26 protein-coding genes are annotated in these 24767 nt (G+C 69.5%); 9 read left to right on the top strand and 17 right to left on the bottom strand.

Annotation, left to right across the window (positions count from 1 at the left end; all coding sequences use genetic code 11):
- Nucleotides 1-1822: 1822 nt before the first annotated feature.
- Genes JMF97_RS28860 through JMF97_RS28825 form a run of 8 tightly spaced genes read right to left on the bottom strand, consistent with a single transcriptional unit; the run spans nucleotide 1823 to nucleotide 7358 of the window.
- Nucleotides 1823-2719: a helix-turn-helix domain-containing protein gene (locus JMF97_RS28860; protein ID WP_203224409.1), complete on the bottom strand. Its 897-nt coding sequence runs from the start codon at nucleotides 2717-2719 to the stop codon at nucleotides 1823-1825.
- A 36-nt stretch (nucleotides 2720-2755) separates the two neighbouring features.
- A complete protein-coding gene (locus JMF97_RS28855) occupies nucleotides 2756-3706 on the bottom strand; it encodes an endonuclease/exonuclease/phosphatase family protein (RefSeq protein WP_203224408.1) in 951 nt (316 codons plus the stop codon).
- Between the two features lie 19 nt (nucleotides 3707-3725).
- The gene (locus JMF97_RS28850; protein WP_203224407.1) at nucleotides 3726-3884 is read right to left on the bottom strand and encodes a hypothetical protein; all 159 of its coding nucleotides are present in this window, start codon (nucleotides 3882-3884) and stop codon (nucleotides 3726-3728) included.
- A gap of 11 nt (nucleotides 3885-3895) precedes the next feature.
- Complete coding sequence (locus JMF97_RS28845) at nucleotides 3896-4555, bottom strand: GNAT family N-acetyltransferase (protein WP_203224406.1); 660 nt, start codon at nucleotides 4553-4555, stop codon at nucleotides 3896-3898.
- Nucleotides 4556-4569: 14 nt separating this feature from the next.
- Nucleotides 4570-6063 (bottom strand): APC family permease, encoded by a 1494-nt coding sequence (locus JMF97_RS28840; protein WP_203224405.1) that lies wholly within the window; start codon nucleotides 6061-6063, stop codon nucleotides 4570-4572.
- Nucleotides 6064-6109: 46 nt separating this feature from the next.
- Nucleotides 6110-6856: a GOLPH3/VPS74 family protein gene (locus tag JMF97_RS28835; RefSeq protein ID WP_307817131.1), complete on the bottom strand. Its 747-nt coding sequence runs from the start codon at nucleotides 6854-6856 to the stop codon at nucleotides 6110-6112.
- Nucleotides 6853-7086, bottom strand: coding sequence for a hypothetical protein (locus tag JMF97_RS28830; RefSeq protein ID WP_203224404.1), 234 nt, complete (start codon nucleotides 7084-7086; stop codon nucleotides 6853-6855). Before JMF97_RS28830 ends, JMF97_RS28835 begins: the two co-directional genes overlap by 4 nt.
- On the bottom strand, nucleotides 7083-7358 hold the full coding sequence (locus tag JMF97_RS28825) for a hypothetical protein (RefSeq protein ID WP_203224403.1): 276 nt from the start codon (nucleotides 7356-7358) through the stop codon (nucleotides 7083-7085). Before JMF97_RS28825 ends, JMF97_RS28830 begins: the two co-directional genes overlap by 4 nt.
- A 637-nt stretch (nucleotides 7359-7995) precedes the next feature.
- Here JMF97_RS28825 and JMF97_RS28820 point away from each other — a divergent pair.
- Complete coding sequence (locus JMF97_RS28820; protein ID WP_203224402.1) at nucleotides 7996-9174, top strand: helix-turn-helix domain-containing protein; 1179 nt, start codon at nucleotides 7996-7998, stop codon at nucleotides 9172-9174.
- 116 nt (nucleotides 9175-9290) lie between these two features.
- Here JMF97_RS28820 and JMF97_RS28815 read toward each other — a convergent pair whose 3' ends face one another.
- The 6 genes from JMF97_RS28815 to JMF97_RS28790 all read right to left on the bottom strand — a co-directional run bounded on the left by JMF97_RS28815 (nucleotide 9291) and on the right by JMF97_RS28790 (nucleotide 13446).
- The gene (locus JMF97_RS28815; RefSeq protein WP_203224401.1) at nucleotides 9291-9530 is read right to left on the bottom strand and encodes a hypothetical protein; all 240 of its coding nucleotides are present in this window, start codon (nucleotides 9528-9530) and stop codon (nucleotides 9291-9293) included.
- Nucleotides 9531-9847: 317 nt separating this feature from the next.
- Nucleotides 9848-10498: a histidine phosphatase family protein gene (locus JMF97_RS28810; protein ID WP_203224400.1), complete on the bottom strand. Its 651-nt coding sequence runs from the start codon at nucleotides 10496-10498 to the stop codon at nucleotides 9848-9850.
- 17 nt (nucleotides 10499-10515) lie between these two features.
- Nucleotides 10516-11214 carry an HAD family hydrolase gene (locus JMF97_RS28805; protein WP_203224399.1) on the bottom strand — a complete coding sequence of 233 codons (699 nt, stop codon included), beginning with the start codon at nucleotides 11212-11214 and terminating at the stop codon, nucleotides 10516-10518.
- A 2-nt stretch (nucleotides 11215-11216) separates the two neighbouring features.
- Entirely contained in the window at nucleotides 11217-11846 is a 630-nt protein-coding gene (locus JMF97_RS28800) for a methyltransferase domain-containing protein (RefSeq protein ID WP_203224398.1), read from the bottom strand.
- Nucleotides 11843-12736 carry a phosphotransferase family protein gene (locus JMF97_RS28795; RefSeq protein ID WP_203224397.1) on the bottom strand — a complete coding sequence of 298 codons (894 nt, stop codon included), beginning with the start codon at nucleotides 12734-12736 and terminating at the stop codon, nucleotides 11843-11845. Before JMF97_RS28795 ends, JMF97_RS28800 begins: the two co-directional genes overlap by 4 nt.
- Nucleotides 12733-13446 (bottom strand): hypothetical protein, encoded by a 714-nt coding sequence (locus JMF97_RS28790; RefSeq protein WP_203224396.1) that lies wholly within the window; start codon nucleotides 13444-13446, stop codon nucleotides 12733-12735. The genes JMF97_RS28795 and JMF97_RS28790 overlap by 4 nt, the downstream gene beginning before the upstream one ends.
- 67 nt (nucleotides 13447-13513) lie before the next feature.
- Between JMF97_RS28790 and JMF97_RS28785 the strand changes: the two genes are divergently transcribed.
- The gene (locus JMF97_RS28785) at nucleotides 13514-14527 is read left to right on the top strand and encodes a phosphotransferase (protein WP_203224395.1); all 1014 of its coding nucleotides are present in this window, start codon (nucleotides 13514-13516) and stop codon (nucleotides 14525-14527) included.
- Here the strand turns inward: JMF97_RS28785 and JMF97_RS28780 are convergent.
- Genes JMF97_RS28780 through JMF97_RS28770 form a run of 3 tightly spaced genes read right to left on the bottom strand, consistent with a single transcriptional unit; the run spans nucleotide 14517 to nucleotide 17985 of the window.
- A complete protein-coding gene (locus JMF97_RS28780; protein ID WP_203224394.1) occupies nucleotides 14517-15773 on the bottom strand; it encodes a glycosyltransferase in 1257 nt (418 codons plus the stop codon). The two genes, JMF97_RS28785 and JMF97_RS28780, sit on opposite strands and share 11 nt — an antisense overlap.
- 5 nt (nucleotides 15774-15778) lie before the next feature.
- Nucleotides 15779-17299: a hypothetical protein gene (locus JMF97_RS28775; protein WP_203224393.1), complete on the bottom strand. Its 1521-nt coding sequence runs from the start codon at nucleotides 17297-17299 to the stop codon at nucleotides 15779-15781.
- Nucleotides 17296-17985: a PIG-L deacetylase family protein gene (locus JMF97_RS28770; RefSeq protein ID WP_203224392.1), complete on the bottom strand. Its 690-nt coding sequence runs from the start codon at nucleotides 17983-17985 to the stop codon at nucleotides 17296-17298. Before JMF97_RS28770 ends, JMF97_RS28775 begins: the two co-directional genes overlap by 4 nt.
- A 341-nt stretch (nucleotides 17986-18326) precedes the next feature.
- Between JMF97_RS28770 and JMF97_RS28765 the strand changes: the two genes are divergently transcribed.
- From JMF97_RS28765 to JMF97_RS28735, 7 genes are all read left to right on the top strand, one after another.
- Entirely contained in the window at nucleotides 18327-19520 is a 1194-nt protein-coding gene (locus tag JMF97_RS28765; RefSeq protein ID WP_203224391.1) for a helix-turn-helix domain-containing protein, read from the top strand.
- A gap of 31 nt (nucleotides 19521-19551) precedes the next feature.
- The gene (locus JMF97_RS28760; protein ID WP_238360352.1) at nucleotides 19552-21351 is read left to right on the top strand and encodes a major capsid protein; all 1800 of its coding nucleotides are present in this window, start codon (nucleotides 19552-19554) and stop codon (nucleotides 21349-21351) included.
- A gap of 64 nt (nucleotides 21352-21415) precedes the next feature.
- Nucleotides 21416-22243, top strand: a complete 828-nt coding sequence (locus JMF97_RS28755) for a hypothetical protein (RefSeq protein ID WP_203224390.1) — start codon at nucleotides 21416-21418, stop codon at nucleotides 22241-22243.
- Between the two features lie 9 nt (nucleotides 22244-22252).
- The gene (locus tag JMF97_RS28750; protein ID WP_203224389.1) at nucleotides 22253-22726 is read left to right on the top strand and encodes a hypothetical protein; all 474 of its coding nucleotides are present in this window, start codon (nucleotides 22253-22255) and stop codon (nucleotides 22724-22726) included.
- Between the two features lie 179 nt (nucleotides 22727-22905).
- Nucleotides 22906-23232 carry a hypothetical protein gene (locus tag JMF97_RS28745; protein WP_203224388.1) on the top strand — a complete coding sequence of 109 codons (327 nt, stop codon included), beginning with the start codon at nucleotides 22906-22908 and terminating at the stop codon, nucleotides 23230-23232.
- An 84-nt stretch (nucleotides 23233-23316) separates the two neighbouring features.
- Nucleotides 23317-23610: a hypothetical protein gene (locus JMF97_RS28740; RefSeq protein ID WP_203224387.1), complete on the top strand. Its 294-nt coding sequence runs from the start codon at nucleotides 23317-23319 to the stop codon at nucleotides 23608-23610.
- 89 nt (nucleotides 23611-23699) lie between these two features.
- Nucleotides 23700-24701, top strand: a complete 1002-nt coding sequence (locus JMF97_RS28735) for an N-6 DNA methylase (protein ID WP_203224386.1) — start codon at nucleotides 23700-23702, stop codon at nucleotides 24699-24701.
- Nucleotides 24702-24767 lie beyond the last annotated feature (66 nt).

Here is a 24767-nt window from a genome sequence, read left to right as displayed (position 1 = left end):
GCTGCCCGCGCGCTGGCTCACCGACTCAGGACCGACCGACTCGCGTGTTGGATCCGCGCTGCCCGCGCGCTGGCTCACCGACTCAGGACCGACCGACTCGCGTGTTGGATCCGCGCTGCCCGCGCGCTGGCTCACCGACTCAGGACCGACCGACTCGCGTGTTGGATCCGCGCTGCCCGCGCGCCGGATCCGCGCTGCCCGCGCGCTGGCTCACCGACTCAGGACCGACCGACTCGCGTGCTGGACCCGCGCTGCCCGCGGCCGCTCCGCTGTCTCCGCTCCGCTGTCTCCGCTCCGCTGTCTCCGCTCCGCTGTCTCCGCTCCGCTGTCTCCGCTCCGCTGTCTCCGCTCCGCTGTCTCCGCTCCGCCCCGCCCCGGTTGTCTCCGCCCCGCCCCGGTTGTGTCCGCCGTACTGTCTCCGCTCCGGTCTCGGCCTCCGCGAGGTTCCGACCCGTCCTCCGCTTCGGTCTCCGGCGACTTCGTCACCGCTTGCCCGTCAATACGGCGACGGGTCAGGGTGACGGTGACCGGTCAGGGTGACGGTGACGACCGGTCAGGGTGACGGTGACCGGTCAGGGTGACGGTGACGACCGGTCAGGGTGACGATGACGGTGACGAGAGCCCGGCAGCCATCCCGGCGAACGACCACCCTCTACCACCCGCCCCCCATACCGCAGGACCACGGCCGCTCCCGGAGAAGTGTCCACAGCGACTGACTCAAGGGCACCCCGTTTCTGCTGAGCACTTGCTTCTATGCCTGGCTTCCATCCGATATCGAACGTCTCCCGACAAACAGAACCCGGCCAGAGGAATGTCGCCAGATATCCGGGGGATGCAGAAGTTGAGGGATGCACGTATGGCGTCACCCCGGAAAGCAAGAACTATCGTCTGGTGTTTTTGGCGAGCTTATGGTACAAATAGCGAAGGGGCCGCTCAATTAGAGCGACCCCTTCAGGAGGAACTAGTTGTAAGTAGGCTGGAACTAGCGATCGTTGTGCTTCCGCCAAAGCGCGATCAAGATTCCGGCTGCGGGCAGGGCTCCCAGCCACGTCAGGGTGGGAGCCCTGCCCGTTGGGATTGCAGTGAGGTTGTTGAGCAGCTCTACCAGCGCGGATGCGAAGCTCAGGCTGATCAGCGCCTCGGCGTCGCCGTCCCTAGAGTTGGGCTCCTGAGGCTCGGTTGGAGCGTTAGGTAGTGCCAAGTGGGCCTCCCATGGTGAGTTGATGTAACTGCCCGAACCGATGTATTGGATCGGCGTTTTCTGCATGGACAGCGTCTCATGGGGACAGCCTTTCGTGCCACGTGCCGGTTGCGGTCGGATCGCACTACCCTCGTTGGTCAGACTGGCGATTCTGGCCCCCAAAGAGTCTGGCTCAACTGTTTCAAATCTAGGACGTTGCTGGTCGTCGTCACCGAATGTCACGGGCGGCAGTCGATAGCCCGGTGAGCGCTACCTGAGGTAGTAGAGCTTGAAGCGGGGGCCTCCCGTGAGACAGGCCCCCGCGCCGGTGCCGGCGCCCGACGCGGGGGTGAGTTGTCGGTGGCCTGCGGGCCGGGCCTTGCTCCACCTGCGCGTGGCCGTGGCCAGCAGCCAGGCCGGTGACCTCGCCGACCGGTCCAGTGTGAGCGCCGTTTCCCGTCGAGGGAGGCCGCATCTGGCTTCCTGTGGATGACGCGACGGCTTGTGGATATCGCCCTGATCTTGACTTCTCGTGCTATGGGGAGCGGCCACTCACCCTTAGGGCACCTGCTGCGGATCAGCGCCTCTGCGCGTCCTGTCGCCGTTGGGACGGCTTGACGGATGGGCACTTCGATCGCCGATCTAGCGGCTGCCCCCCGCGACGGCAACAGGTAGATCCGCGTCAGCGAACTTCTCTAGAAGTCGCCAGGCCGCTTCCCCACGCGCAGCTCGGCCGTACAGGGTGTCCGCAGCGGCCTGGTAGCCGGCGACGATCTCGGGGTCCTCGATGAGGGCCACGTCGCCAAGTGGGGTGTCGACGTACACGAGGTCGGGGTCGAGGTCGTTGTGGAACTCGTGTGCCGTGAACGGGCCGACCAGCCTGGCGTTGGTGGCGGTGTCGTAGGTGAGGACGGCGAGGTCCAGGCGTGGGACCAGGTTCTGTATGCGTGTGATCTGGCGGCGCATGACGCCGCGGTCCGAGGTGGGGGTGAGGGCGCGTTCGTCGAGAACGATGCGGATGGTGGGCTGTCGCGGGGTGTTGATGAGGCGGTCCTGCCGTTCGCGCAAGAGTTCGACCTGGGCGTCGGTGGCCTGTGGGTCGGCCCGGTGGCAGGGGTTGATGTTCATCAGGAGGCGTGCGTAGTCGGCGGTCTGGAGCAGGCTCGGCACGAGGTAGGGGTGGTATTGGGTGATGCGTTGGGCGTCGTCTTCGTAGCCGAGCAGGTCTCGGTAGGAGGTGGTGGCTACCGTGTGGTAGGCGCTGGTCCAGTGGCGCTTTCGGGCCGTGTGGGCCATGTCGAGCAGGTGTCGCACCTGGTCGGGAGGCGTGATCTGGTAGTAGCCGAGCAGAACTCGAAGTTCGTTCGGCGAGATGCTCGACGTGCCGTTGACGATGCGTTGAGCCTTGCTCTGTGACGACTCCATCGCCGCACGGATGTCTTCCTGGGTATGTCCGTGCTCGCGTCGGAGCTGGTCTAGGAGGCGCCATAGCCGTCTGCGGACGGTGGCCGGTCCTGGCCCGTCGGGTGTGTCCGTCATGCTGTCGAGTTCCTTGTGTGCCTGTGCCGCTGGTCGTTACGGCTGTGCGGGGTTGCTCGGGGTGGTGGGTAGCTTGCGGGGGTCGAGGTCGATGGCCACGGGTAGGTGGTCGCTGGCCGCGCGGGTGACAGGGGTGTCGATGACCGTGAGGGTCGTGACCGCCGGGAGGATCGGGTCGGTGGCGTGGATGGTGTCGATGCGGCGGGCGATGCCTCGGGCGCTGTAGGGGCAGGTGGGCCAGTGCCCGGTGGTGGGTTTCCAGGGGCTGCGGGTGGCGGCTGCCACGTCGTGGAGGCCGCCGGCTTCCCAGACCTGTGCGGGTCGGCGGTCGGCGCGGTGGCGTTGGCTGGGTTGGGTGGGTTCGTGGCATTGGTGGACGAGGTCTGGCCACCAGGGTCGGCCGGTGTAGGGGTCGGGGTCGTAGTCGGCGCCGTTGGCGCGGGCGGCGCCGACGGAGTTGAAGTCGGAGCCGATCAGGGCCGGTTCGTGCGGGCGGGTGAGGGCGGCGAGGACGGCTTCGGCCTGGTCGATGCGGCGGTGCCGGCCGTAGGCGGGGGCGTGGTAGGAGGCGAACGTGATCGGGCGGCCGTCGATCTGGAAGGCGAGCCGGACCATGGAGCCGTAGCCGATGCCGCGCCACCCGCCGTGGTGGTGGACGGCAGGGCTGTAGGTGCGGAAGGTGTGCGGTAGCGGGGTGAGGCCGGGCCGCCAGAGCAGCGCGGTGTGGACGGTGTTATCGCCGACGGCGACGGCGTGCACGCTGCGGGCGTTCCCGTTGGTGGGCACGGTGCTGGTCAGGCCGGTGCGCTCGGCCAACTCTGCGGCGAGACGGGCGGCGCTCGCGGGTGGGCACTTGAGTTCCTGGACGGCGATGACGTCCGGATCCAGGCTGCGGATGGTGTCGATGACCCGCCGCTGCCGGTTGGCCTCTCGGACACTGTTGGGGCTGAGGGTCAGGTCGAGCATGTTGTAGGTGACGAAACGCATTCGGGTGACCTCGTAGGTGTCAGTGATCGGCGAGCAGGCCGTGGAGGACGTGTTGCCGCTCGGCCGGGTCGGGGACGAGCCGTTGCGCTACTGGGTCGGTGGCGACGGTGTCGGTGAGTAGCGCGGTGATGGTGGCCACGTCGCCGGCCCGCGCGGGTCGGATAGGTGGCGCGGTCACGGCCGGGGTGGTCACAGGGACCGCCGGCGTGGCCGGGTGCGCGGGAACGAGGTCCGGCCGCCGCTGGTGGTGGGGGCGCCGCGCCACATCCGCCAGATGATCGGCCCGTCGGTGGGCAGCACGATCGTGGGGCCGGCGGTGTAGCCGAGGCGGAGGTAAAGCCGCCGGTTACGCATGTTGCTGGCTTCCAGATACGCCGGCAGGCCGAGCTGGTCGAGGCGACGGTGGTGGTCGGCGAGCAGGGCGGCGCCGATGCCCCGGTTCTGCCGGGTCGGGTCGACGGCGAGGTAGGCGAGGTGGTGGTGCGGGTCGTCGGGGTGGAAGGCGTCGAACATCTCCTCCAGCAGCACGAACTTCGGGGCGTACGCGCCCGCGATGTGCTCCAGGGCCTCCAGCCGGTTGCGGGTGTCGGTGGGGGCGGGTTCGAGGCGGGGATACCAGATCGCCACAGCCGTCTGGTCGGAGGTGGTGTACACCTGCCCGTATGCCAGGCCGTGATAGAAGGTGTCCTTGAAGTACCGGTAGTAGACGGTCCGCCGGTCGGCCGGGTCGGGGATGAGCCAGTCGGCGAGCGGGCCTTGGTGGAACGCCTCGGCGAGGACGCCGATCAGCGGTCCGGCGTCGGCTTCGGTGGCAAGGCGGACAAGCAGGTCGTTGTTGGTGATGGTCACGGCGTTCTCCCTGGTCAGGCGGGTTGGCGGGCGAGGTCGGGGGCGCGCAGGGGTCCGGTGTCGCTGTCCGCGCCCAGGCCGACGGCGGCGTACACGTCGGGGTTGGTGGCGCGCAGGATCAGCGCCCAGGCGATGCCGACAAGCGCGGCGGCGGCGTACGCGGCGGGGAACGCCCACCGCAGCGGCGAGTCCGGCGCCACGCCGAGCAGCGTGGCGAACTCGCGCAGGGTCACGGTGAGGATCCCGGCGAGCGCGACCGTCGCGGCTCCCGGCGCGATGAGGGATCGCCACTGTCCCTCGGTGTGCGTGGTGCGGGCGAAGAAGCCGATCACGGCGGCGGAGGTGACCGTCATCAGGATCAGCACCCCGAGCCCACCGGTCACGGTGACCCAGAAGAACAGGTGCACGATCGGATCCGCCCCCGCGAGCGCGTAGCTGACCAGCACGCAGAGCGCGAGCCCACTCTGCACGAGGGAGCCGACTTTCGGGGCGCCGGTACGGCGACTGGTGCGGCCGAACACGGCGGGCAGCACCCGTTCCCGGCCGAGGGCGAACAGGTACCGGGCCACGGTGTGATGAAACGACAGCAGGGCGGCGAACAGGCTGGTGATGAACAGGACCCGGGCCACGGTGATGACACTCTCGGCGAGGTACGGCGACACCAGGTTGAAGATCAGGTCCGTGCCCTCGGTGCGGGCCGCGTCGACGATGCGGTCCGGGCCGGTGGCCACCGACATCGCCCACGCGGACAGCCCGTAGAGCAGGCCGGTCACGGCGACCGCGAGGTAGGTGGCACGGGCGATGGTGCGCCGTGGGTCCTTCGTCTCCTCGGAGAACACCACCGTGCCCTCGAAGCCCACGAAACCCGTGATAGCGGTGACCAGGGCCGCGCCGATGCCGGCGGCGAACACGTGCGACGGGGCGAGGGTGTCGAAGCTGAGCTGACCGTCGGCCGGATGGGTGACCATGATCGCGTCGAAGGTCAACGCGACGACACATTCGGCGACCAGGACGACGGCGAGCACGCGGCCATTGAGGTCGATCCGCGCGACCCCGAGCCCGGCCACGATCGCCCAAACCGCGAGGGCGCACATCCACCAGGTCAGGTCGAGGCCGTACCGGTCGTTGAGGAACTGCGCCGTGACCGCACCCGCCCCGCCGTACAGTCCGATCTGCATGGCGTTGTAGGCGAGCAGGGCGACCATGGCGGCGCCGACGCCGGCCGGGCGACCGAGTCCTCGGGTGACGTAGGTGTAGAAGGCTCCCGCGTTGACGATTCGCCGGGACATGGCCACGTAGCCGACCGCGAACAACGCGAGCACCGCCGCGACCACCAGATAGGACACGGGGATACCGGTGACTCCGGTGACCGCGTACCCGGTGGTCGCGCCGCCCGCGACGACGGTCAGCGGCGCGGCGGCGGCGATCACGAAGAACACCACCGAGGGGATACCGAGCCGCCCCCTGGCGAGGACGGCGGAGACGGTGTCGGGTTTCGAGTGAGACATCAGTTCTCTCTCAGCGCGGAGGGATGGATGGGCGGATGGGCCGCACTCAGGAGGTGCGGTGGCTCAGTACGGCACCGCCGACGACGGCACCGAGGTCGGCAAGGAGCTCGCGCAGCGGCAGGGCGTGTTCGATCTGCTGCCGCAGGAGCGCGCGGGCGGCCGGGGGTGTGCCGTCGAGCAGGATCGGGTCGAGTTGGGTGTGCAGCGCCAGGCCGGCGAGGGCCAGGTCAAAGGAGTTGAGCGGCTGGTAGTTGCGCAGCTGGTAGGACAGCCGGGCCCACGACCAAGCGGCCGTGTTTACGTCCGTGGGGACGTAGACGGTGCGTTGCCGCCACAACCGGCCGACCTGCCGCTGTTGAAGGAGTCCGAGCTGCCACATCCGGGTGGCCACCTGCTCGTACGCGGTCGTGCTGAGAAACGCCAACCACGTCCGGGTCGCGGTGTGACCTGGCTCCGCCACCAGACGGTCCAGGACCAGATGTTGCAGCCAGTCCTTCGGCGGGGCAGCGTTGATCACCCGTACCTGCCGGCCTACGAAGGTGATCCGGCCCTCGTTGTGCAGCTCGGCCAGCAGCGCGGCGGCCAGGCCGTGCGCCGTCGCGGACTCGAACAACCGAGGGCGGCCGGTCTGGTCGTCGTGCGCCAGATAGAAGAACTCGTCAGCGAGACGCATGGTGCTCTGCGCGGCGGCGCTGCCAACGGCCCGCACCGGCCGGCTCGCCGCTACCGGCTCGGCGTACACGCCGGGCGGCGGAACATACTCGTCGGATGCGGCGGGGGGCGTGGTGTTCACCGCGGCTGGCCTTCCTCGGTCGATTCGTCACAGATGATGGGAAGCCCGAGCTGCCGAAGGAGCTTCCGGCCGCCGGGGTGGCGGGCCAGCTCCTCGATCGCCCAGACGTGTTGCCCGCAGCGGCCGTGCTGGCAGTGGAAGCAGGTGCCGCCGTTGCGATGCTGGAGCGCGGTGTTACGCGCCGACTCGAAGCGATCGACGGGGCGATCGCTGTCGTCGGTGCCGGTCATCCGCCGGACAGCCGGCGGTGGAGCGCGGCAACGTTGACCCGCACCTCCATACATGGCGGATGCCGGTCCACGTGCGGGTAATCGCACTCCGGACGGTGGCCCAAGACCCAGACCCACTCGTCGCTACGGTTCGGCAGGTCACGGACGCCTGCAACGGTGACGGCCACGGACGTACCGGGGGTCAGGTCACGGCCGTAGGACCAATCGTTCGCATCGAGTCGCAGCAGCGTTCCGGCCGCGACCTCAGGGAGCGCCTGCGGATTCCGATTCACGGCCGAGTCCTTCCCGGCCCCGGACCCTGACACAGGCCACTGTCCGGCGCTGGCCGGCTTGGGCTCGCCCGGCACGTCTGGCCGCGCCACCCGAGATCGGCTGGCACGGCGGCGCCCTCCCGCCAGCGGTTGAGCGTCGGCCCGCCGCAGCGGGGGTGCAGCGCCGCCCGTTCGCAGTCGAGGCCGAAAGGCTTGAACGACTGCTCACCGCTGGGGACGAACCACTTGACGCGCACCGCTGTACCTCCATGACCGAGCACGGCGACGGCCGTCCGTGCTCCAAGCGCTTGGCCTGGCTGCCGTTACCTGTCGGCTCAAGCGCAGGGCGCTTTCCCGTCGACGCGATCTCGGCGACAATGCGAAGCGTGGTGGTAACGGCTCGTCATCGCTACTCCTAGGGGTATAGAGATCGGTCGCTATACCTATGCGTATGCCGAACGTGGGAGGTCGAGGCATAGTTGGACCAGTTAAGAGCCCGACGTTCCTTCGAGCTGGGAGCAGCGAACAGACTGGTTCTAAGTGCTATGTCCGAGACGTATTCGCACGTCAAGGGCGCATCATGGTGACCAGGGCGCCGGCAGAGATGCTTGACCGGGCCGAGGTCAGGCGAGCGCTCCGATCCGGTGACTGGTCCACAGTGCTGCAAGTCCTCATTCAGGAGACCGGAGCATCACAGACAGATATCGCAGTCGCGGTTGGCGTCTCACAACCGCACGTATCCCGGCTCGTGAACGGCCACAGCAGGGAGCCGGGCATCCGTACCGTGCGAGCGCTCTGCGACGGCCTGGGGATTCCGAGGTCGCTTGCGGGCTTACTCGATGATCAGGAGGACGACACGAACCGCCGCCAGTTCCTAGCAGGCACCGCAGGTGCCGCGGGGCTCGCGATGATCGGCACCGTCGAAGGTGACATTCCCGTCGAGTCCCAGGATGAAGAACGCCTCCTGACGGTCCCATCCGCCACCTACCGCCGGCTTGAGCAGCGACTACCTTCGCGTAGCCTGATCGCGCCGGTCACCGCTCACCTGGCGCTCGTCCGCCAGCTCGCCACCCGCAACGGACACTCCCCAGCGCATACGCGCCGACTGTTCGCCGTTCTCAGTGAGACAGCCGGGCTCGCCGCATGGCTGTACGTCGACGTCGAGGATCGTGCCAACGCCCGCCGTCACTACCAGCTCGCGGTTCGGGCAGCCGAGCGTTCCGGGCATCCGCTGCTGCCGGCCTACATGCAGGCAAGCATGAGCCAGTTCGCCGCGAACTGTGGAGATGCGATTGAAAGCGTCCGCCTTGTTGCTGATGCGCGCCATCGGCTTCCACGGTCAGCGCCGACGATCGCCGGCATCTGGATGGATGCCATCGAGTCCCTCGCCTTGGCCCAAGTCAAGGACGGAAATGCCCTCGTGAAGCTGGACAACGCCGAGCGACGGCTTTCCCGTGCGCCTACCGACGAGCCAGTCTGGCCATGGATATTCCGATTCGACGAACGAAAGCTGGCGGGATTCCGTGCACAGGTCGCCGGAAAGCTCGGGCAAGTGAGGGTTGCCGACGCTGCGTTGCGAATTGCCAGCGACCCACACCAGGCCCCCAAGCCGCGCGCCGTTATGGAAGTGCTGCGGGCCGGGATCCTGGCGCAGACGGGCAAGGTGGACGAAGCGTGCAAGATCGCGGCGGACGCCTTTGACATTGGGCAAACCTACGGCTCCGAGCGAGTCGCGCGGGCCGTCGCCGCCTTCCGCAACAAGCTCGGCCCGCAGTCAGGACGCGCCGCGACCGAACTCGACGAACGCTTGTACGCCACATACCGGGAGGAAATTTGATGCGGGTAGCAGTAAGTGGCCACCGTGGACTATCGCCAGAGGTTACGGCACTGGTTGAATCCGGGATCAGACAGGAGCTTAAAAAGCTAGCCGCCGCGAGCCCTGGCCTGATCGGACTATCTTGCTTGGCCGATGGTGCGGACCAGATATTCGCTAGAGAAATTCTGGCAGTCGGCGGAACCCTTGAGGTGATCGTGCCCGCCGACGAATACCGTGACGGACTGCCAGACGACGCGAAGCCCACGTATGATGAACTGATGTCCATTGCTGCCGCCGTTCATGAATGCGACCACCGCGAGTCGACGTCCGAGGCGCATATGGATGCAAGCCGCATTATGATTGATCGTGCCGACCATTTGATCGCCGTGTGGGATGGTGAACCGGCTCGCGCATTCGGTGGAACGGCAGACGTCGTTCAATACGCGCGAGCGAGGAATGTTCCCGTGTCTATCGTGTGGCCGGCAGGGGCCGTCCGAGATTGAGGTTCCAACGGTGTCCGACGTTCGCCCACCGCGCGACTCAGAAGGGGTGCGCGCGGTCCGAGGGCCTGACCGATTTGCGAGGCGCTGGCCGGGGTGTCGCTGCGCGACGTCCATGCTGCGCGCTGCGTCGCCCCCGTAGCCTCCTGCCGGCCGGTAACCGGGGCGGGACGGGGTGTATCGGACGGGGTGTATCAGGGCCTGCGTCGCGGTAGGTGGTGGTGGTCGTTGTGGGTCACCAGCGTCCAGCAGGGGATCGGCGTGGCGGCACGTTGCCGCCACAGGGTGATGCTCGTGTTCTCCACCTCGTACCTGACGGGTGGTTTCTGCATTGGTGGTAGGCCGGCGAAGATCTGGTGCGCTGCTTGGACTGTCTCGGCGTGGCCGATGAGAATGATGTGTGCCCTTGGCTGCTGCTTGGTCAGGCGCTTGATCAGGTCTGCGGTGCGGGTGATGTAGTGGCTCCAGGGCTCGCCGCCTGGCGCGAGCGGCACCGTCATGTCGGAAGTGCTCGAAGACTGCCGGGCTCGTGCGGTCACCGTGGTCCAGGGCTGGCCGTCTGCGGCCGGGCCGTAGTCCGGATCTCGCAAGTCGTGAAGTTCGGTATTGGGGAGGCCCAGGGCGTCGGCGACTGCGGCGGCAGTTTCGATCGCACGGCGGCGAGGGCTGCTGAAGATGGCGGCGGGCAAGTCCTCGTTGCTGAGGTCGTGTTGAAGGCGTTGCGCGAGGAGTGCGGCCTGTTGGCGGCCGTGGTCGGTGAGACCGGTGCAGGATTGTGGTCCGCCGACGATCCCGGCGATGTTGCAGTGGGCTTGGGCGTGTCGGATGAGCACGAGTCGCACCACGCGGCCTCCTGGACAGGTCATGCGGTCAAGCGTCGGGGCAATGGCGGTTGTAGTAGGTGCCGCAGTCGGGGGTCGTTCAGGCCCGGGTAGACGACGTGGGCGGCAGGTAGGAGCAGGTCCGGCTGTGACGGTACGCCGATGACGTAGAGGCCGGCGGTGTGGGCGGCGAGTGTTCCGGCGGCGGAGTCTTCGACCGCGATCGCGGTGTGTGGGTCGGCCTGGAGGCGGTGGCACGCGGCGAGGTAGACGTCCGGTGCGGGCTTGGGTGCGGGGACGTCGTCGCTACCGACGACGACGTCGACCAGGTCGATGATTCCGATCGCGGTGAGGTACTCGACGACTGCGTCGTGCAGGGTGTTCGACGCGACGCCGATGGGGCGGGATCGGGCGAGGGTGGTGACGAGTTCGACCGCGCCCGGCATGGGGGACACTCCGCGGCCGAGGTTGGTGGTGACGAGGTTGAGGACTTCGGCGGCGAGTTCGTGGTGCCGCTCGGGTTGGTGGAGGAGACGGCCGAGTTCGTGGCCGAGGCCGGTGAGGGTGAGACCGAGCAGGCGGTGTCGGTCCGGGCGGCTGAGGGTGGCGTTGTAGCGGGCGAAGAGGGTGGCGTAGGCGTCGTCCCAGACCCCTTCGGTGGCGACGAGGGTGCCGTCGCAGTCGAAGATCACGGGACCGGTCGGTAGAGGGCGGGCCCTGCGCGGCAAGGTGTCGGTCATGGTCATGCTTCCTCTGCGGCTCGGTGGGCGGTGGCGGCGGCGAGGAGGGGGAAACGGGGGTCGTGGTGCGTGCGTTCGGTTTCGGTGAGTTCTTCGGCGGCTTCGCCGAGGAGGGCGGCGAGGCAGGTGCGCAGGTTGCCGTAGCCGGTGACTTGGGTGGGGCCAGGCCATGCGGTGAATAGGTGGCGCAGGCCGGCAGGGGTGAATCGCCAACGGTCGGCGGGGCCACCGCTGGGGCTGATCCGGGCGAGGCTCGGGACGGTGAGCAGAAGGGTGCCACCGGGACGCAGCGCGGAGTGGCAGGTGCTGAGCGCGGCGGTCGGGTCGGACAGCAGTTGCAGGGTTTGGGTGAGGATGAGGCAGTCGAACGCGGCGGGCGGGAGGCTGCCGGGCGCGGTGAGGTCAGCCTGGAGTGTGACGCGGACGTTGGTGGGGTCGATGTCGATGATGGTGGTGGAGGTGAGCCGGTCAGCGCCGTATCGGCGTAGGTAGGTGTCGTCTTTGATTTCGGCTGCGTCGCCGTGGACCAACTCGCGGTGGTGGGTGAGGAAAACGTCGATGTAGAGGCGGTCGACGGGTGTTCCTCGGTCGTAGCCGTAGCAGTCCGACAGCGGGTGGAGAGGCAGGGTCACCGGGCACCTCCTGAGGTCGGGAGTTGGGCGTGCAGGTGGTGGGCGTGGGCGAGGGCTCGCTGAAGGTCGCTGGTGAGCTGGTGGACGCGCCGGTCTCGGTCCGGCAGGTCTGCGTGCCGATGATGCGAGGCGAGTTCACGGCAGGCGACGAGAGCCACCGCCAGCCAGAGCCCGACGTGCGCGCCGGATGAGGCGGTGATGTCGTGCAGGACGGTGCGACGGGCGGCGGGGTTGTCGGCGAGGAAGATGAACAGCTTGGCGTGGTCGTAGCCGACGGGTCGCCAGGCGGTGAACTCCAGGTCGAGCAGTGCGACCTGGTCGGCGGTGGCGAGGGTGTTGCCCAGGTGCGCGTCCCCGTGGCTCACCTCGACCGGTGGGTGGGCGAGGGTGGCCAGGTCGCTGAGCAGGCGCGCGTCGGCAGCGTCGAGGATGCTGCCGGCGAACGGTGCGAGCTGGGCGGGATAGTCGGTGTCGTCCGGAATGGCTGCCGGGGAGGTGGGCTGCCATTGGTGCAGGGCGGTGAGCGCGGTGAGCATGCGTCGTGTGGTCGTGACGCTGACGCTGCCGGCCGGGGGGTAGCGGTCCGGGTGTAGTGGGGTGCCGGGCAGTGCGGTCACGACGAGCAGCGGCAGGTGCGGGTCAGCCGCGACGAGGTTCGCGACCGGAACGGGTGGACCTCCGATTCTCCGGAAGGTCTGGTAAATGCCGATTTCGTGACGGCAGCGGTCGTGCCACCACCGGCGGGGGTCGGTGGGCTGCTTGGCGATGACCTGCCGCCCGTGCAGGAGGCCGTGTTGCAGGAGCGAGGTGCCGGTGCGGATCGGACTGCCGGTGGGCGTGAAACCGGGGCAGGCGGTCTGAAGGTGCTTGGCGAGGGCGATGCCGTTCATGCCGGTACTCCCGCCTCTGCTAGGAGCCGCCACGAGGGGACGGGTGGCCCGGCGAGACTGCGGATGAACGCGGCGGCAGCAGTGGCGAGCAGCGCGGGCGGCACGGTGCCGTCGAGGATTAGCTGCCGTCGGGGTGGGAGCAGCCGTAGCCAGGTGCGGCAGGTCTGGTCGATGCGGGCGCGGACGGCGGGGTCGTCGAGGTGGTTGGCGACGGGTCCGCGGGCGGTGCGGCGGGTGTCGGTGACCGGTTCGGGGATGCTCAGGTAGAGGTAGGCGCTCGGTGTGAGGATCTGTCCGGCGGCTGCGGCGTCGGCGTAGAGGGTGGCAGCGCCGCTCGGGTCGGCGGGGACGCCGAGGGCCTGCATGCCGTACTCGTGCGCGATCAGCGTCAGTGGGCTTCGGTCCAGCAGGACGACATGGCTGCGCCGGCTGCCGGTCGCGTGGGTGCGGGCGGCTATCCTCGTGCGGACATGGCGGGTGCGGTGTCGTTCGAGGTCGAGGAGTTGCCGCAACGCGGTGTTGACCTGGGTGTGGTCGGTGGGTGGCCATGGCGGCAGTGGGGCGAGGTCGGTGTATTCGGGGGCGATGATCGCGTCGAGTCGCGGGGCCAGGTGGCGGACGAGGGTGCTCTTTCCCGAGTAGCAGAGTCCTTCGACAGCGACGATCACGGGTGCGGTCTCGTGTGGGTGAGTAGGGGCGGAGGTTGTCACGGCGTGCCTCCCGGATCCGGGTTTTGAGGGGCGGTAGGAATAGACCGTGGTGACAGAAGAGGCTGGTGTGGCCAGTGAGACCGCTGATGCGCGCGTCCTCGATGTCGTGGCTGCGGCGTTCGGGCTCGGCCTGGTCGAGAACGTCGAGGTGATCGACGCGGGTTTGATGAATCGCAACTGGCGAGTGTGGACTGTTCGCGGGGTGTTCGCGGTCAAGCAGATCCTCGACATCGACGCGACCGCCGCCCGCTGTCAGCACGCCGCGACGCGGGCGCTGGCCGAACGCGGCCGGCCCGTCCCGGCACCGCTGACCACGGCGGATGGTGACACCCTGCTGGAGCACGCCGGACACATCTACGCGGCGGCGACGTGGGCGCGGGGAGCGCACCGCGAGGGCTTGGACCTGTCGCTGCCCGAGGCAGCGGCGCTGGGCGCTGTGTTGGCAGATCTGCACGCCGACTTGGCGCAGGTTATGCCGATGGTGCCGGAGACGATGCGGGAGCCGGTCACCGAGCCGGCCACCACCAAGGACAAGATCGACCGCTACGCGGCGGCAGCGGCGGCCCGGCCGGTCCGAGACGGGATGGACGAGTTCGTGCTGGACCGGTTGCGGGTGCGCCGGCACCTGCTGGCGCAGGTTGGGCACCTGCGCCCGGACGACGATGTCGATGTCGGCCCGTGCGGCTGGGTGCATGGGGACTTCCAGCACCTGAACGTGCTCTACGCCGACGGCGAGGTCAGCGCGGTCCTGGACTGGGATCGCCTCAAGCCACGTCCGCTGGCGGCGGAGGTTGTGCGCTCGGCGACGCTGCTGTTCGGCTTCGGCGACGATCGGGGACTGGATCTGGCGAGGGTGCAGGCGTTCACCGCCGGCTACCGGTCGCGGCGGAAGTTGCCGGATGAGGCGCTGACGGATGCGGTACACCGGCTGTGGTGGGAGCGAGTGTGCGACACGTGGCAGTTGCGTCGCCGCTACGAGCACGCCGACACCTCCTGTGATCACTTGTTCCGGTCGGCTGAGGCGCTGTTGGGCTGGTGGACCGCGCATCGCCCGCAGGTTGCGGCGGCGTTCACAGGTTGATCGGGGGCTGCCCCACGTCAGCGCATACGCGGTCGAGCACCGTCGCCAGCTCGGCGGCGGTGCGCGCGGTCGGGCCGGTGGCGGCGGCGCGGGCGCCCCGCGCCAACCCGGCCCGCCAGGCGGCCACTCGCTGCTCGGGCGGTGGTGTCTCGGCGACGGCCGCGGAGTACACCTGGCCGTGGGTGACGAAGTCGTGCCAGCAGCGTGCCGCCCAGGTGCTCGCGCCGGGCAGGCTGCGGCCGGCGAAGAACGCGAAGAAGCTGCCGATCATCTCCTCGTGGAACAGGTGCTCCGGTACGCGGCAGCCGGTGCCAGTGCGCGGCTTGGCGGCGAGCGTGATGAGGTCGGCGAGCGGCCTATCGAGTATCGGCAGCGGTGTGGTCAGGTCCTCGGCGTGCATCGGGTACCGGCCGATGGCTCCCCACTTGAGGTGAGCTGCGCTGAGGCGGGGGTCGGGGCAGTGCCACAGCCGCGTGCCGGTGTCGGTCAGGTCGGCGGACAGGTGCAGGTGGTCGGAGTACGAACTGGCCCAGCCCGACAGGTCCACGAACCCTCCAATGCGACGGAGCGCGTCGGCGTCGAGCAGCGCGGTGCCACCGATCAGCTCGACCGGCAGCGGCGCGACGATCCCGGCAGGGGAGTCCAGCCGTGGCGGGTTGCTGCCGTACTCGGCCGGCCAGGTGTGGAAGTGCGTACTGAACCGGGCTCGGGCGGGGTCAAGCCGGCCGATCTGTGCCTGTGGGTGGCTTTGATGCGGACGCAGTGCCCGGTAGTAGAAGGGCAGCATCACGGCCCCGTTGGCCGGATCCTGCTCGTGCAGGATGTGCATGGTGTGCGCGGCGCCGGCGGCGACGTACGGAGTGAAGACGCAGTCGTCGTCGCCGAACAGCTGCCATCGGCAGCCTGCCGCCGCTACCGCGGCGTTGCGCGCGGTGTGGGCGCCAGCGTGCGCGGCCAGCCGGATGACCCGTACCGGGACGCCGGGGGTTGCCCGGTAGAGGTCGAGGACATCGGGGGTGTAGTCGGTGGAACCATCGTCGACGACGACGATCTCCGCCAGGACGTCGCCCGCCTGCCCGCGCAGCGTGTCGAGGGCCCAGGTGAGCGGGTTGTCGCGCAGCCGAACGGCGGGGTCGAACGGGCATCGGTTGTAGGTGGCCAGTACCGCCGAGACGCTGTGGGCGGGCGCCTGGTGCAGGGCGGCGGTGAACCCAGAATCGGCGGCCAGGGCGGGGATCTTTGTCATCGTGGTCACCGTTCGGTCTTGTCGTGAACGAGGTGGTCACCGCCCATGGCGGCACGGGCCAGATCGAGCAGGCATCGCCACGGGCCGGCGCTGGAGATCAACGCTGCGGTGAGGATCCCGGCGGCTTCCCGGGTACCGAACCGGCGTGGTGCGCCGGGCTGACCGGATCGGGCCAGCAGGGCGGCGGGTGCGATGAGGTAGGCGGACAGGGCGGCGGTCGCCGATGCCGCGGCGAGCCGGTGGCGGCGGGCGATGGCGGGCAGGAGGAGGGTGGCGGCGATGGCCGGGGATTGCCCCAGCCACAGCGCGCCCCGGGCCAAGCCCTGTGCGGTCAGCCATGCCCGGGTGCGGCTGTCGCTTCGCTGGGCGGCTGCCGCGAGGCGCGCGGCGGCGGGGTACTGCGGGTAGGAGAAGAACCACTGGCGGTGTTGGCGGACCAGAGCAGCGACGGTCGTAGGGGAATCGGCGATTTCCAGCAGGGGCAGGACATGGATGGGTTCCCGGGCGGCGGAGAGCTGGTAGCCGAACGCGAGGTCTTCGTTCATCGTCGCGGTCGGCAGCCCGTTGACGTCGTGCCAGAGGTCGCCGCGGACGAACAGGCCGTGGCCGGTGCAGTGCCCGAGCCGAGGCCACCGGGCTGACCGTCGCTGGGCCTGAGCGGCCTGGGCGCGGAGGCGGGGAATCTCGCGGGCAAGGCTCCACCGCGACTGCAACAGTGCCGCCCCATCGGCCACCGCGCCGCCGAGGCCACTGCCGCCGCCGAGGGTGAGAGTGTGCAGGGCGGACTGCTGCACCACCCGGGCGGCGGGTGGCGCGGCAGCCAGCGCGTCGAGGGTGTCGGGGTGGGGGCGCGAGTCGGCGTTGTAGACGCCGATCCACACCGCCTCGGGTGCCACCCCAGCGGAGGCGAGGCGCCGCAGCTCGGCGTCGCCGGCGTGATTGATCTGGTGGACCATCACCGCGCCCGCATCGGGGTGATGATGGTGGCGCACCCGCCCGTTGCTGTCGGCGGCGAGTTTCGCCGCCAGCTCTGGTGTGGACGGCAGCTCCTGGAACGCGGCCTCGACACGGCTGCGGTAGTCGACCGTCGGGTCGCCCGATGCCTCGGCGAGTTGTCCGAGCAGGTCGGCGGGCAGAACTCCAGCGAACCGGCGGGAGAGGTACGCCACGGTGCGTCGCCGCCGCAGTGCCGCGGCCAATTCACCGAGCCGGCCGGCGGCCCCGTGTCGGTCGTGGTGTTCGCGCTCGGTGGTGGCCAGCACAATGGTCGCCGAGCCCCAGGACTGCGCGAGGGCAGTGAAGTAGTCCACCGTCGGCGCGATCACGGTTTGCTCGCGCAGCATCGGCAGGATCAGCAGCACATGCCGCCCATGGTTGGCCTTGTCTGCGGCAGTGGCGTCGGCTGCCGGCCGGTGCCGGCGTAGCCAGCGCAGCGAGGCGGCGGTCTGGGCGGCGCCGGTGATGCCGCGGACTGCGACGGCGGCGGTGGCGGCCCAGCAGAGGGCGGCGGCGTGGCGGGCGGTCACGGCAGGGCTCCGAGACGCAGGACGGCGAACGCTTCCCGGTGTCCGCCGGTGGTGGTGACGCCCCGCCACGCGGACAGGAGCGCGCCGCCCGGCCCGACCTGGCTGGACTGGCCGGCGCCCTTGGCGGCGGGCGCTTGGCTGTCGTAGCACTCCAGCGCGGTGACCTTGCGGTCAACAACGGTGGTGATGTCGCACAGGTAGGCGGGAGAGGCGATAGGTTGCCACACCTCGTACCCGAGGACGGTCGGTACCCAATGCGGCGGACCGTAGTCGCCGAAGTTGCTGCTACCGGCCATGCCGGCGGCCCGCCAGCACAGGGCGAACGCTGCCTCGTGGTCGAACGCCCCATCATGAGGGTGGGGCACGTAGAGCAGGTCTGGGCGGACCTGCCGCAGCAATCGGATCACGGCGGTGAACTGGCTGGTGTCGTAGGGGTTGATCCCGCCGTCGGGCAGGCCGAGGAATCGCACCTGCGTCTCAGGCACGCCCAGGACGGCGGCAGCGCGGACCGCTTCGGCCTGGCGGGTGCGGCTCAGCTCGTCGGCGGTGACGGTCCGGCTGCCGCGTTCGCCGTTGGTCAGGTGCCCGATCGTCAGCTGGTGTCCGGCGTCGGTGTGCAGGGCGATGGACCCGCCGGGTCCGATGGTTTCGTCGTTGGGGTGCGGTGCAATAGCCAGAACTCGCATGGCGACTCCGTTGCACGAGGGATGAAGGCTGTCCGCCTGTGTTCCGAGCCGTCGGCGTCGATGGACGATCTGTCGGTGAGTTCGGACAGTTTCGATGCAACCCAGGGTGCCTAGTCGGTGGCTTAACGTGAAGTGCCAGGAGGTCATAGGTCACGTTGCGTGGCCCTGCTCGACTAGGCCGTTGTGGCACACCGGCTCACGCCCTGACGTAGCAGGTATGCCGAGACGGCATAGCCGAAGTCGAGATTGGCTCTATTCACCGAAGAAGTCGCCTCGCGTGGTCCCCATGGTCCGTTGTGGGCACGTACGGTGCAAGGAGACGGTCAAGCGGGAGGATCATCGTGATTGGTGAACAGATCGCCCGGCTACGAAGCGCCGCGCACCTGACCCAAGACCAGCTTGCCGAACGGGCCGGGATCTCCGTCGACGTGATCCGACGCCTCGAACAAGGTGTCCGCCACTCCGCACGCCTCAACACACTGACGAAGATCGCAACCGCCCTCGGCGCCGAACTGTCCGTGATCATCGCCCCGCGAACCACGTTCGCGCCCGAGCCCGACCGTGGCATCCCCGCAATCCGCGAAGCGATCACCAGCTCCACCGTCGACCAGCTCGGTGGCCTTGCGGAGAGCGATGCAGACATCGACCTCACGCGACTGGCCACCTCGGTCGACAGCGCCTGGCACATTTGGCAGCGCGGCGAGTACAGCATCCTCGGCCGGCTCCTGCCCGACCTCATCGCCGAAGCCCGCCACGCCAGCAAGGAATCCACCGGCGCCGACCAGGAACACGCCTACTCGCTCCTCGCGACCGTCTTCGAACTCGCCGCTGGCGTCACCGTCATGCTCGGACACGAAGACCTTGCCTGGCTCAGTACCGAACGCGCCGTCGCAGCATCCGAACACTGCGCCGACGAAGTCACCAAGGCATCTGCCGTGTACTGGGCCGCATGGATCCTCCGCAGGCAAGGCCGATTCCGAGAAAGCCTCACCGCCGCCACCCGGGCAGCCGAAACCCACGAACCTCGAATGACCCGCGCGACCCCGGCACAACTCACCGTGTGGGGTGGCCTACTGATCAACGCCGCAGGAGCCGCCGCCCGCGATGACCGCGCCGGCACCGCCACCGACCTACTTGCCTTCGCGCGTACCGCGGCCGTCCGCCTCGGCCAAGACCGAGTTGACAGATGGAGCGTGTTCGGACCCCGCCTGGTCGCGCAAAGCGCGGTCATCAACGCCACCGAACTCGGCGACTTCGACACCGCCGTCCGCCTCTCCGCCGAGGTGGAAGCCACACGTAGCCGTGTACCGGTAACCTGGGAGTCGCGGTATCTCCTTGCCCTGGCACAGGCACAGGTCGAACTCGGTCAAGACATCCCAGCAACAGAGACTCTGCACAAGACGCGCCGGCTGACACCCGAGTGGATCCGATACCACCGACTTGCCCGCGACCTCACGGCCGAGCTAACCACGCGCATCCCTGCCGGTCGAAAGCCGGAACTGGATGAGCTTTCTCGTCACTTGCTGATGACGTAGCGCTCTCGAAGGGCTGGGACACCAGCCTGCCTTGAGCCTGCGTATCCTGCCCTGCGTTAGTCTGGGCGCTGTACCGCCGATGCTGGCTGCGGGCCGGTCGGGACGAGTTCCCTACCGTGCTGAGGAGCCGACGGTGTTTGAGATCCCCGCGAGCCTGGACGGGCTCGACCTCGATGAGTTGGGTCGCCTGGAAACTGAGGCCGTCGCGGCATTCGACGCCCTCCGCGACGACCCGGAGCTGAACGCCGCCGGCTTGGCCCGGCTGCGGGAGCTGGCTACGTTCGTCGCGTCGGTTCGTGCCCAGCAGGAGCAGATCGAGCAGGACGCGGCGGCCGTCGCGTCGGAGTTGGACGACCTGGACGCCGCCGTTCACGGCAACCCGGAGGAGCCCGAGAGCGAGGGCGGCGACGCCGAGCCGGGCGGTGGCGAAAGCGAGGGCGGCCCGGTCGAGGATCCGCCGGCCGACGAGCAGGCCGCGGCGCAGCAGCCGACGCCGGTCGTGGCGTCGCTGGCGCGGCGGGCAGCCCGCAGGCAGCCGAAGCCGAAGGTAACGCAGAGCAGCCGATCGGCGATCATCAAGGCGGCGGCGGATGTGCCGAACGTGCCGCACGGGCACGTGTTCTCGTCGGTGACCGAGGTCGCGGCGGCGTTCGATGACAAGTTCGCGGGGTTCCCACGTGGCGTGGGCTCGCAGGTGCAGACGCGCATCAAGCAGAATGTGGCTCGGGTGGAGCTGCCCGTCGACCAGGCCCTCGTCGCAGGGGGCAGCGGCCTGGTCGACCTGGGACTGATCGACTTGGCTGGCAGCGAGTCGCGTCTGGCTGGCGGGAACCTCGTCGCGGCAGGTGGCTGGGGTGCGCCGTCGGAGACGCTGTGGGAGCTGTGCGAAGGGCTGGAGACGACCGAGGGCATCCTCGACCTGCCCGGCATCTCGATTCCGCGCGGCGGCGGCATCAAGGTGCCGGCGAACCTGGACTTCGCGACGCTGTACTCGGCGACCGGGTTCGTGCAGACGGAGGCCGACTCGGCCGCCGGCATCGAAAAGCCGAGCTACCGGGTGCCCACGGTCGCCTTCGTTGAGACCCGCCTGGAGATCGACGGCGTGCAGATTGAGCAGGACATCGTGCAGAACGCGGTGTGGCCGGAGCTGACCCGTGACGTGGTTCGGCGGGCCATGACCGCCCACGAGCACAAGATCAACGCGCGGATGGTGCAACGCATGGCCACCGCTCCGTCGCAGTCGACGCAGTTCACGCTCACCCTCGGCGGCGACATCGGCGGCGACGAGACGACCACGGCGGTGCTTGGTGCGCTGTCGCTCGCGGCGACCGACTACCGGTACCGGTACCGGATGAGCCGGCGGGCCCTGCTGGAGTGCGTCGTGCCGATGTGGCTGCTCGACTGGATCCGGGCCGACATGGCGCGCCGAGCCGGGGTGAACTACTTCGACGTGACCGACGAGCAGATCACTGCCTGGTTCACGCGGAGGCATCTGCGGCCGCAGTTCATCTACGACTGGCAGGACGGGTACGTCAACGCGGGCGGCGTCGGGTTCGGCGGCACCACCCCGCCGGGCCAGTGGCCGGCCACGGTTGACTTCCTGATCTACGCGCCCGGTACCTGGGTGAAGGGCACGAAACCGATCATCGACCTGTCGGCGGTCTACGACAGCATGAAGCTGAGGGACAACGAGTACATCGCGCTGTTTACCGAGCAGGCGACGCTGCTGGTGAAGCGGTGCTTCGTGTCGTACAAGCTGACCGTGCCGTTGTGTCCGGCCGGCGTTACCGGGCAGACCGTCGCGTTCTCCTGCGCGGCGTCCGAGAGCTGAGCAACCCGCACACGGGGCCGCGCCCGACCGGGTGCGGGCCCCGGTTTCACAGGGAGGTGACGGGGTGACTCAGCCCTTCGTGTACGTCGACGCCCCTGCGGCGACGCCGTACCGGTACGGCCTGTTCTCGGCGGCGGCCGTGGTCGACTCGGTGGACCAGCGCGAGTTCCAGGCCGGTGTGGAGTGGGAGCCGCAGTGCGTTGACGCGCCTGCGCCGACGAACACGGCGGCGGCGTCCGACCCGGACCGGGCGGCGATGGAACTGCCCGACGGGGTGCCGCTGGTGCAGTCCCAGGTGATCCGGCTGTACACGGGCCTAGCCGGGGTGCTGCCGGGCAGGCCGGACCTGCTGGACCGGGCCCGGCGTGCGGTCGGCCTGGTCGAGCAGCAGTCGCTGGAGCACTACGTGTGGACCGGCGATGACGGCACGACGCCGCACCTGGCGGCGGCCAGCACGCCGGTGCTCGCGGGCTCGGAGGTGGCCCCGGTCGCCCTGGAGACGGGCGTGGGGCTGCTGGAGGCGCACCTCGCTGAGAAGGCGGGGGTGCTCGGTGTGCTGTGGGCTCCGCGGTGGACGGCCGGCTGGTTCGTGTCGATGTCGCTGACGCGGCTGGAGGGTCCGCGGCTTGTCGGGCCGCTGGGCAACCCGGTGGTGTTCGCGCAGACGACCGGCGTCGGGCCGGGCGATGCGGTGCCGGAGCCGGGCGAGGCGTGGCTGTATGCGACGGGGCCGGTGATGGTGCGCAGGTCGGCGGTGTTCGTGCCGCGGCTGCCGGAGGCCCTGGACCGCAAGAGCAACGAGGTGTTCGCGGTCGCTGGGCGGTTCTACACGGTGGGGTGGAGCTGCACGGTGGCGGCGGTGAAGGTCAAGCTGCCGGGCGTGCCGGCGTAGGAGGATGAGATGACGCTGATCTACCCGACGGACCGGGAGGACGCTGGGCGGCTGGCGCGGCAGTTGCTTGACGCGGCGGGGCCGGAGCGGCACGACGAGGTGCGGACGAACACGGATGGGGCGTTGGGCCTGGCGTTCGATGTGCCGGACGACATCGCGGACGCGGTTCTCGGCACCGGTGAGGGCCGGGTGGTGCAGCCGAGCCTGGACGCGCTGGCTGGCGCCGAAGCGGACAACGCGTCGACTGAGGGCGGCGAGGAGAGTGCGCTGGCTGAGGTCGGCGGGGAGAGTGCGCCAGCGGATTCCGGTGAGGAAACCGCGCCGGCGGTAGCCGGTGAGGAGAGTGCGCCGGCCGAAGTCGGTGAGGGAGGCGCGTCGGTCGTCGCCGGGGCCGACGTGTCCGAGGTGGACGCCAAGCCGGTGGACGGTTCCTCCCCGCCGCCGGGAAAGGCGGCCCGGTCGCGGTCCTCGCGGAGTCGCTGACCGGCTGACCCCAACGCCTCGGGCTCGCCGCCCCGTCTGGTCCCTTCCCGGGCCGGGCGGGGCGGCGTCTTGTGTGACTCGCTCCACAGCTCATCCATACAAAAACTATGTACTGGCGGAGCGCCTAGCGCATACAATGAATATGTACGCGACGCGCCACCCCACTAGGAGGGACTGAGATGGAGAAGCGGATCAACGAACTGCTCGCGGAGTTCGGAGTCGAGGCTGAGGGAGCCGAGCGGGGCGGCCTGGTCTTCCAGCTGACCGTGCGGCTGGTCGAGGCCGAGCGGGAGCTGGAGCGGCACGCCGCCGAGCTCACCGGGGCGACCGCGAGCGCCGTGGCGACCGCGACGGCGGGCGACCTGCGGACGTCGGTGCGCGGCGACCTGCTGGCCGCCGTGAGCGACAAGGCGGCGGCGGTCGACGCGGCGCTCATGAAGGTGGCCGAGCGGCGGACGGCCCTGGCGTTCGTCGCGGAGAGCGTGAAGGCCAACCGGGCGAGCTGAGTGATGCGACGCGGGCCGGCCGGGGGAAGCCCCGGCCGGCGCGCCGCGACAATCGCTGACCGCGAGACGGGAGAGGGAGACGAGATGACCACGACCATGCGAGCCGAGCTGTTCGAGCAGATCCCGACCGCCGACGAGTGGAAGCCGGTCGCGCTGTCCGAGGTGGAGGACGGCGACGTGGTGTCGTTCGACCTGGCGGCGCTGAGCGAGCGCCGCCGCGAGAGCGTGCCGCGCGTCGACTGGTCCGAGGTGTACGCCGACGCGCACGCCGTGGCGGTGAAGGAGGACCTGGGCGAGAGCGTGCGGCTGTGCTTCTACGACCTGACGCACCCCACGGTGGTGGGCGTGCCCGAGATGCAGGTGCTGCGGCTGCGCTGAGCCGCACCGAGCGCCCCCGTAGCCGACCTGGCTGCGGGGGCGCTGCCGTTCCCGCCGGCGGGAGCCGGCGGCGTTCACGTGGAGGAGAGATGACGAAGACGGTGGCCCGGCGCGCGAACGCCGCGCCGACCGACCCGCGGGAGCACGCGCGGGCGATTGCGGAGGCGGTCGACTACGCGTGGCACAGCCGGTACGGCGGCTCGCGGATCGAGGTGCCGATGAGCGTGGTGGCCGCCCTCGCCCTGGTGGCCCGGGAAGCCGAGGACCCTGACCAACTCGCGGCGCTCGGCGAGACGATGGAGCGCCTGGGCCACGAGGGGTTCGGGCTGCTGGTGCAGCGGCTGTGGTGCGAGTTCGCGATGCTGCGGCCGGACCTGAACCCGCGGACGAAGCACCTGTGGTCGTGGACCGACGAGGAGCCGGACGAGACGGTGCTGCACGCCGTGCAGGCCGTCGGCCAGGCGGCGATCCGCAAGGGGGTGCTGGCGCGGTTCGGGCCGGACGGGTGGGGCGAGACGGACCTGCTCGGGATGCTGCTCCAGACGATGAAGAGCCACGGCGGGCGCAAGGGCATCGGCCAGTTCCTGACGCCGGAGAGCGTGACGCTGTTGCTGGGCAGGATGGTTGCGCCCGACGAGGGCGCGCGGATTCTGGAGCCGTGCGCCGGCACGGGCACGATGCTGCTCGGCGCGGCGCAGGCGATGCGGGAGAACGGGCTCGACCCGACCAGGTGCGAGTGGTGGGCGAACGACATCGACCCGCTGGCGTCGGCGCTGTGCGCGGTGAACCTGCACCTGTGGGGGCTGGGCTGGCGGGTCGTCGTCGGCTGCGGTGACGGGCTGCTGGACCAGTGGATGCACGAGGCCCTGGAGCACCGGCAGATGGCGATCGACGAGGTGCAGCGGGCGTGGCGGATGGCCCGGCAGATCGCGGCGGTGCGGTACGTCCTCGACCTGCCGACGCCTGAGGGCGCGTTGGAGCGGCACATGCGGAAGGCGCGGCCGAAGCCGCCGCCCCCGCCGCCGCCTGCGCCGCCGCCCTCGTCCACATTCGACGCCGAGGCGGCGTACCGGCAGGGTCGCCTGTTCTGACCTGCGGATGTGTGACCTGCTACACAGCCCGAGCGTACATATTATGTGTACGCTCGGGGTCCGATC

Origin of the sequence: Micromonospora fiedleri, assembly GCF_016774385.1 — a bacterium.
Lineage (GTDB): Bacteria > Actinomycetota > Actinomycetes > Mycobacteriales > Micromonosporaceae > Micromonospora > Micromonospora gifhornensis.
Note: the sequence above shows the minus strand (reverse complement) of the source record. Positions and strands in the feature narration are given on the sequence as shown.

Coding starts and splice junctions, on each gene's coding strand:
- JMF97_RS28860 (WP_203224409.1), bottom strand. CDS start 2,719: ATGACGGACACACCCGACGGGCCAGGACCGGCCACCGTCCGCAGACGG.
- JMF97_RS28855 (WP_203224408.1), bottom strand. CDS start 3,706: ATGCGTTTCGTCACCTACAACATGCTCGACCTGACCCTCAGCCCCAAC.
- JMF97_RS28840 (WP_203224405.1), bottom strand. CDS start 6,063: ATGTCTCACTCGAAACCCGACACCGTCTCCGCCGTCCTCGCCAGGGGG.
- JMF97_RS28830 (WP_203224404.1), bottom strand. CDS start 7,086: ATGACCGGCACCGACGACAGCGATCGCCCCGTCGATCGCTTCGAGTCG.
- JMF97_RS28815 (WP_203224401.1), bottom strand. CDS start 9,530: ATGGTCGGCACGATCAATCATAATGCGGCTTGCATCCATATGCGCCTC.
- JMF97_RS28805 (WP_203224399.1), bottom strand. CDS start 11,214: ATGACCGACACCTTGCCGCGCAGGGCCCGCCCTCTACCGACCGGTCCC.
- JMF97_RS28795 (WP_203224397.1), bottom strand. CDS start 12,736: ATGAACGGCATCGCCCTCGCCAAGCACCTTCAGACCGCCTGCCCCGGT.
- JMF97_RS28780 (WP_203224394.1), bottom strand. CDS start 15,773: ATGACAAAGATCCCCGCCCTGGCCGCCGATTCTGGGTTCACCGCCGCC.
- JMF97_RS28770 (WP_203224392.1), bottom strand. CDS start 17,985: ATGCGAGTTCTGGCTATTGCACCGCACCCCAACGACGAAACCATCGGA.
- JMF97_RS28750 (WP_203224389.1), top strand. CDS start 22,253: ATGACGCTGATCTACCCGACGGACCGGGAGGACGCTGGGCGGCTGGCG.
- JMF97_RS28745 (WP_203224388.1), top strand. CDS start 22,906: ATGGAGAAGCGGATCAACGAACTGCTCGCGGAGTTCGGAGTCGAGGCT.
- JMF97_RS28740 (WP_203224387.1), top strand. CDS start 23,317: ATGACCACGACCATGCGAGCCGAGCTGTTCGAGCAGATCCCGACCGCC.
- JMF97_RS28735 (WP_203224386.1), top strand. CDS start 23,700: ATGACGAAGACGGTGGCCCGGCGCGCGAACGCCGCGCCGACCGACCCG.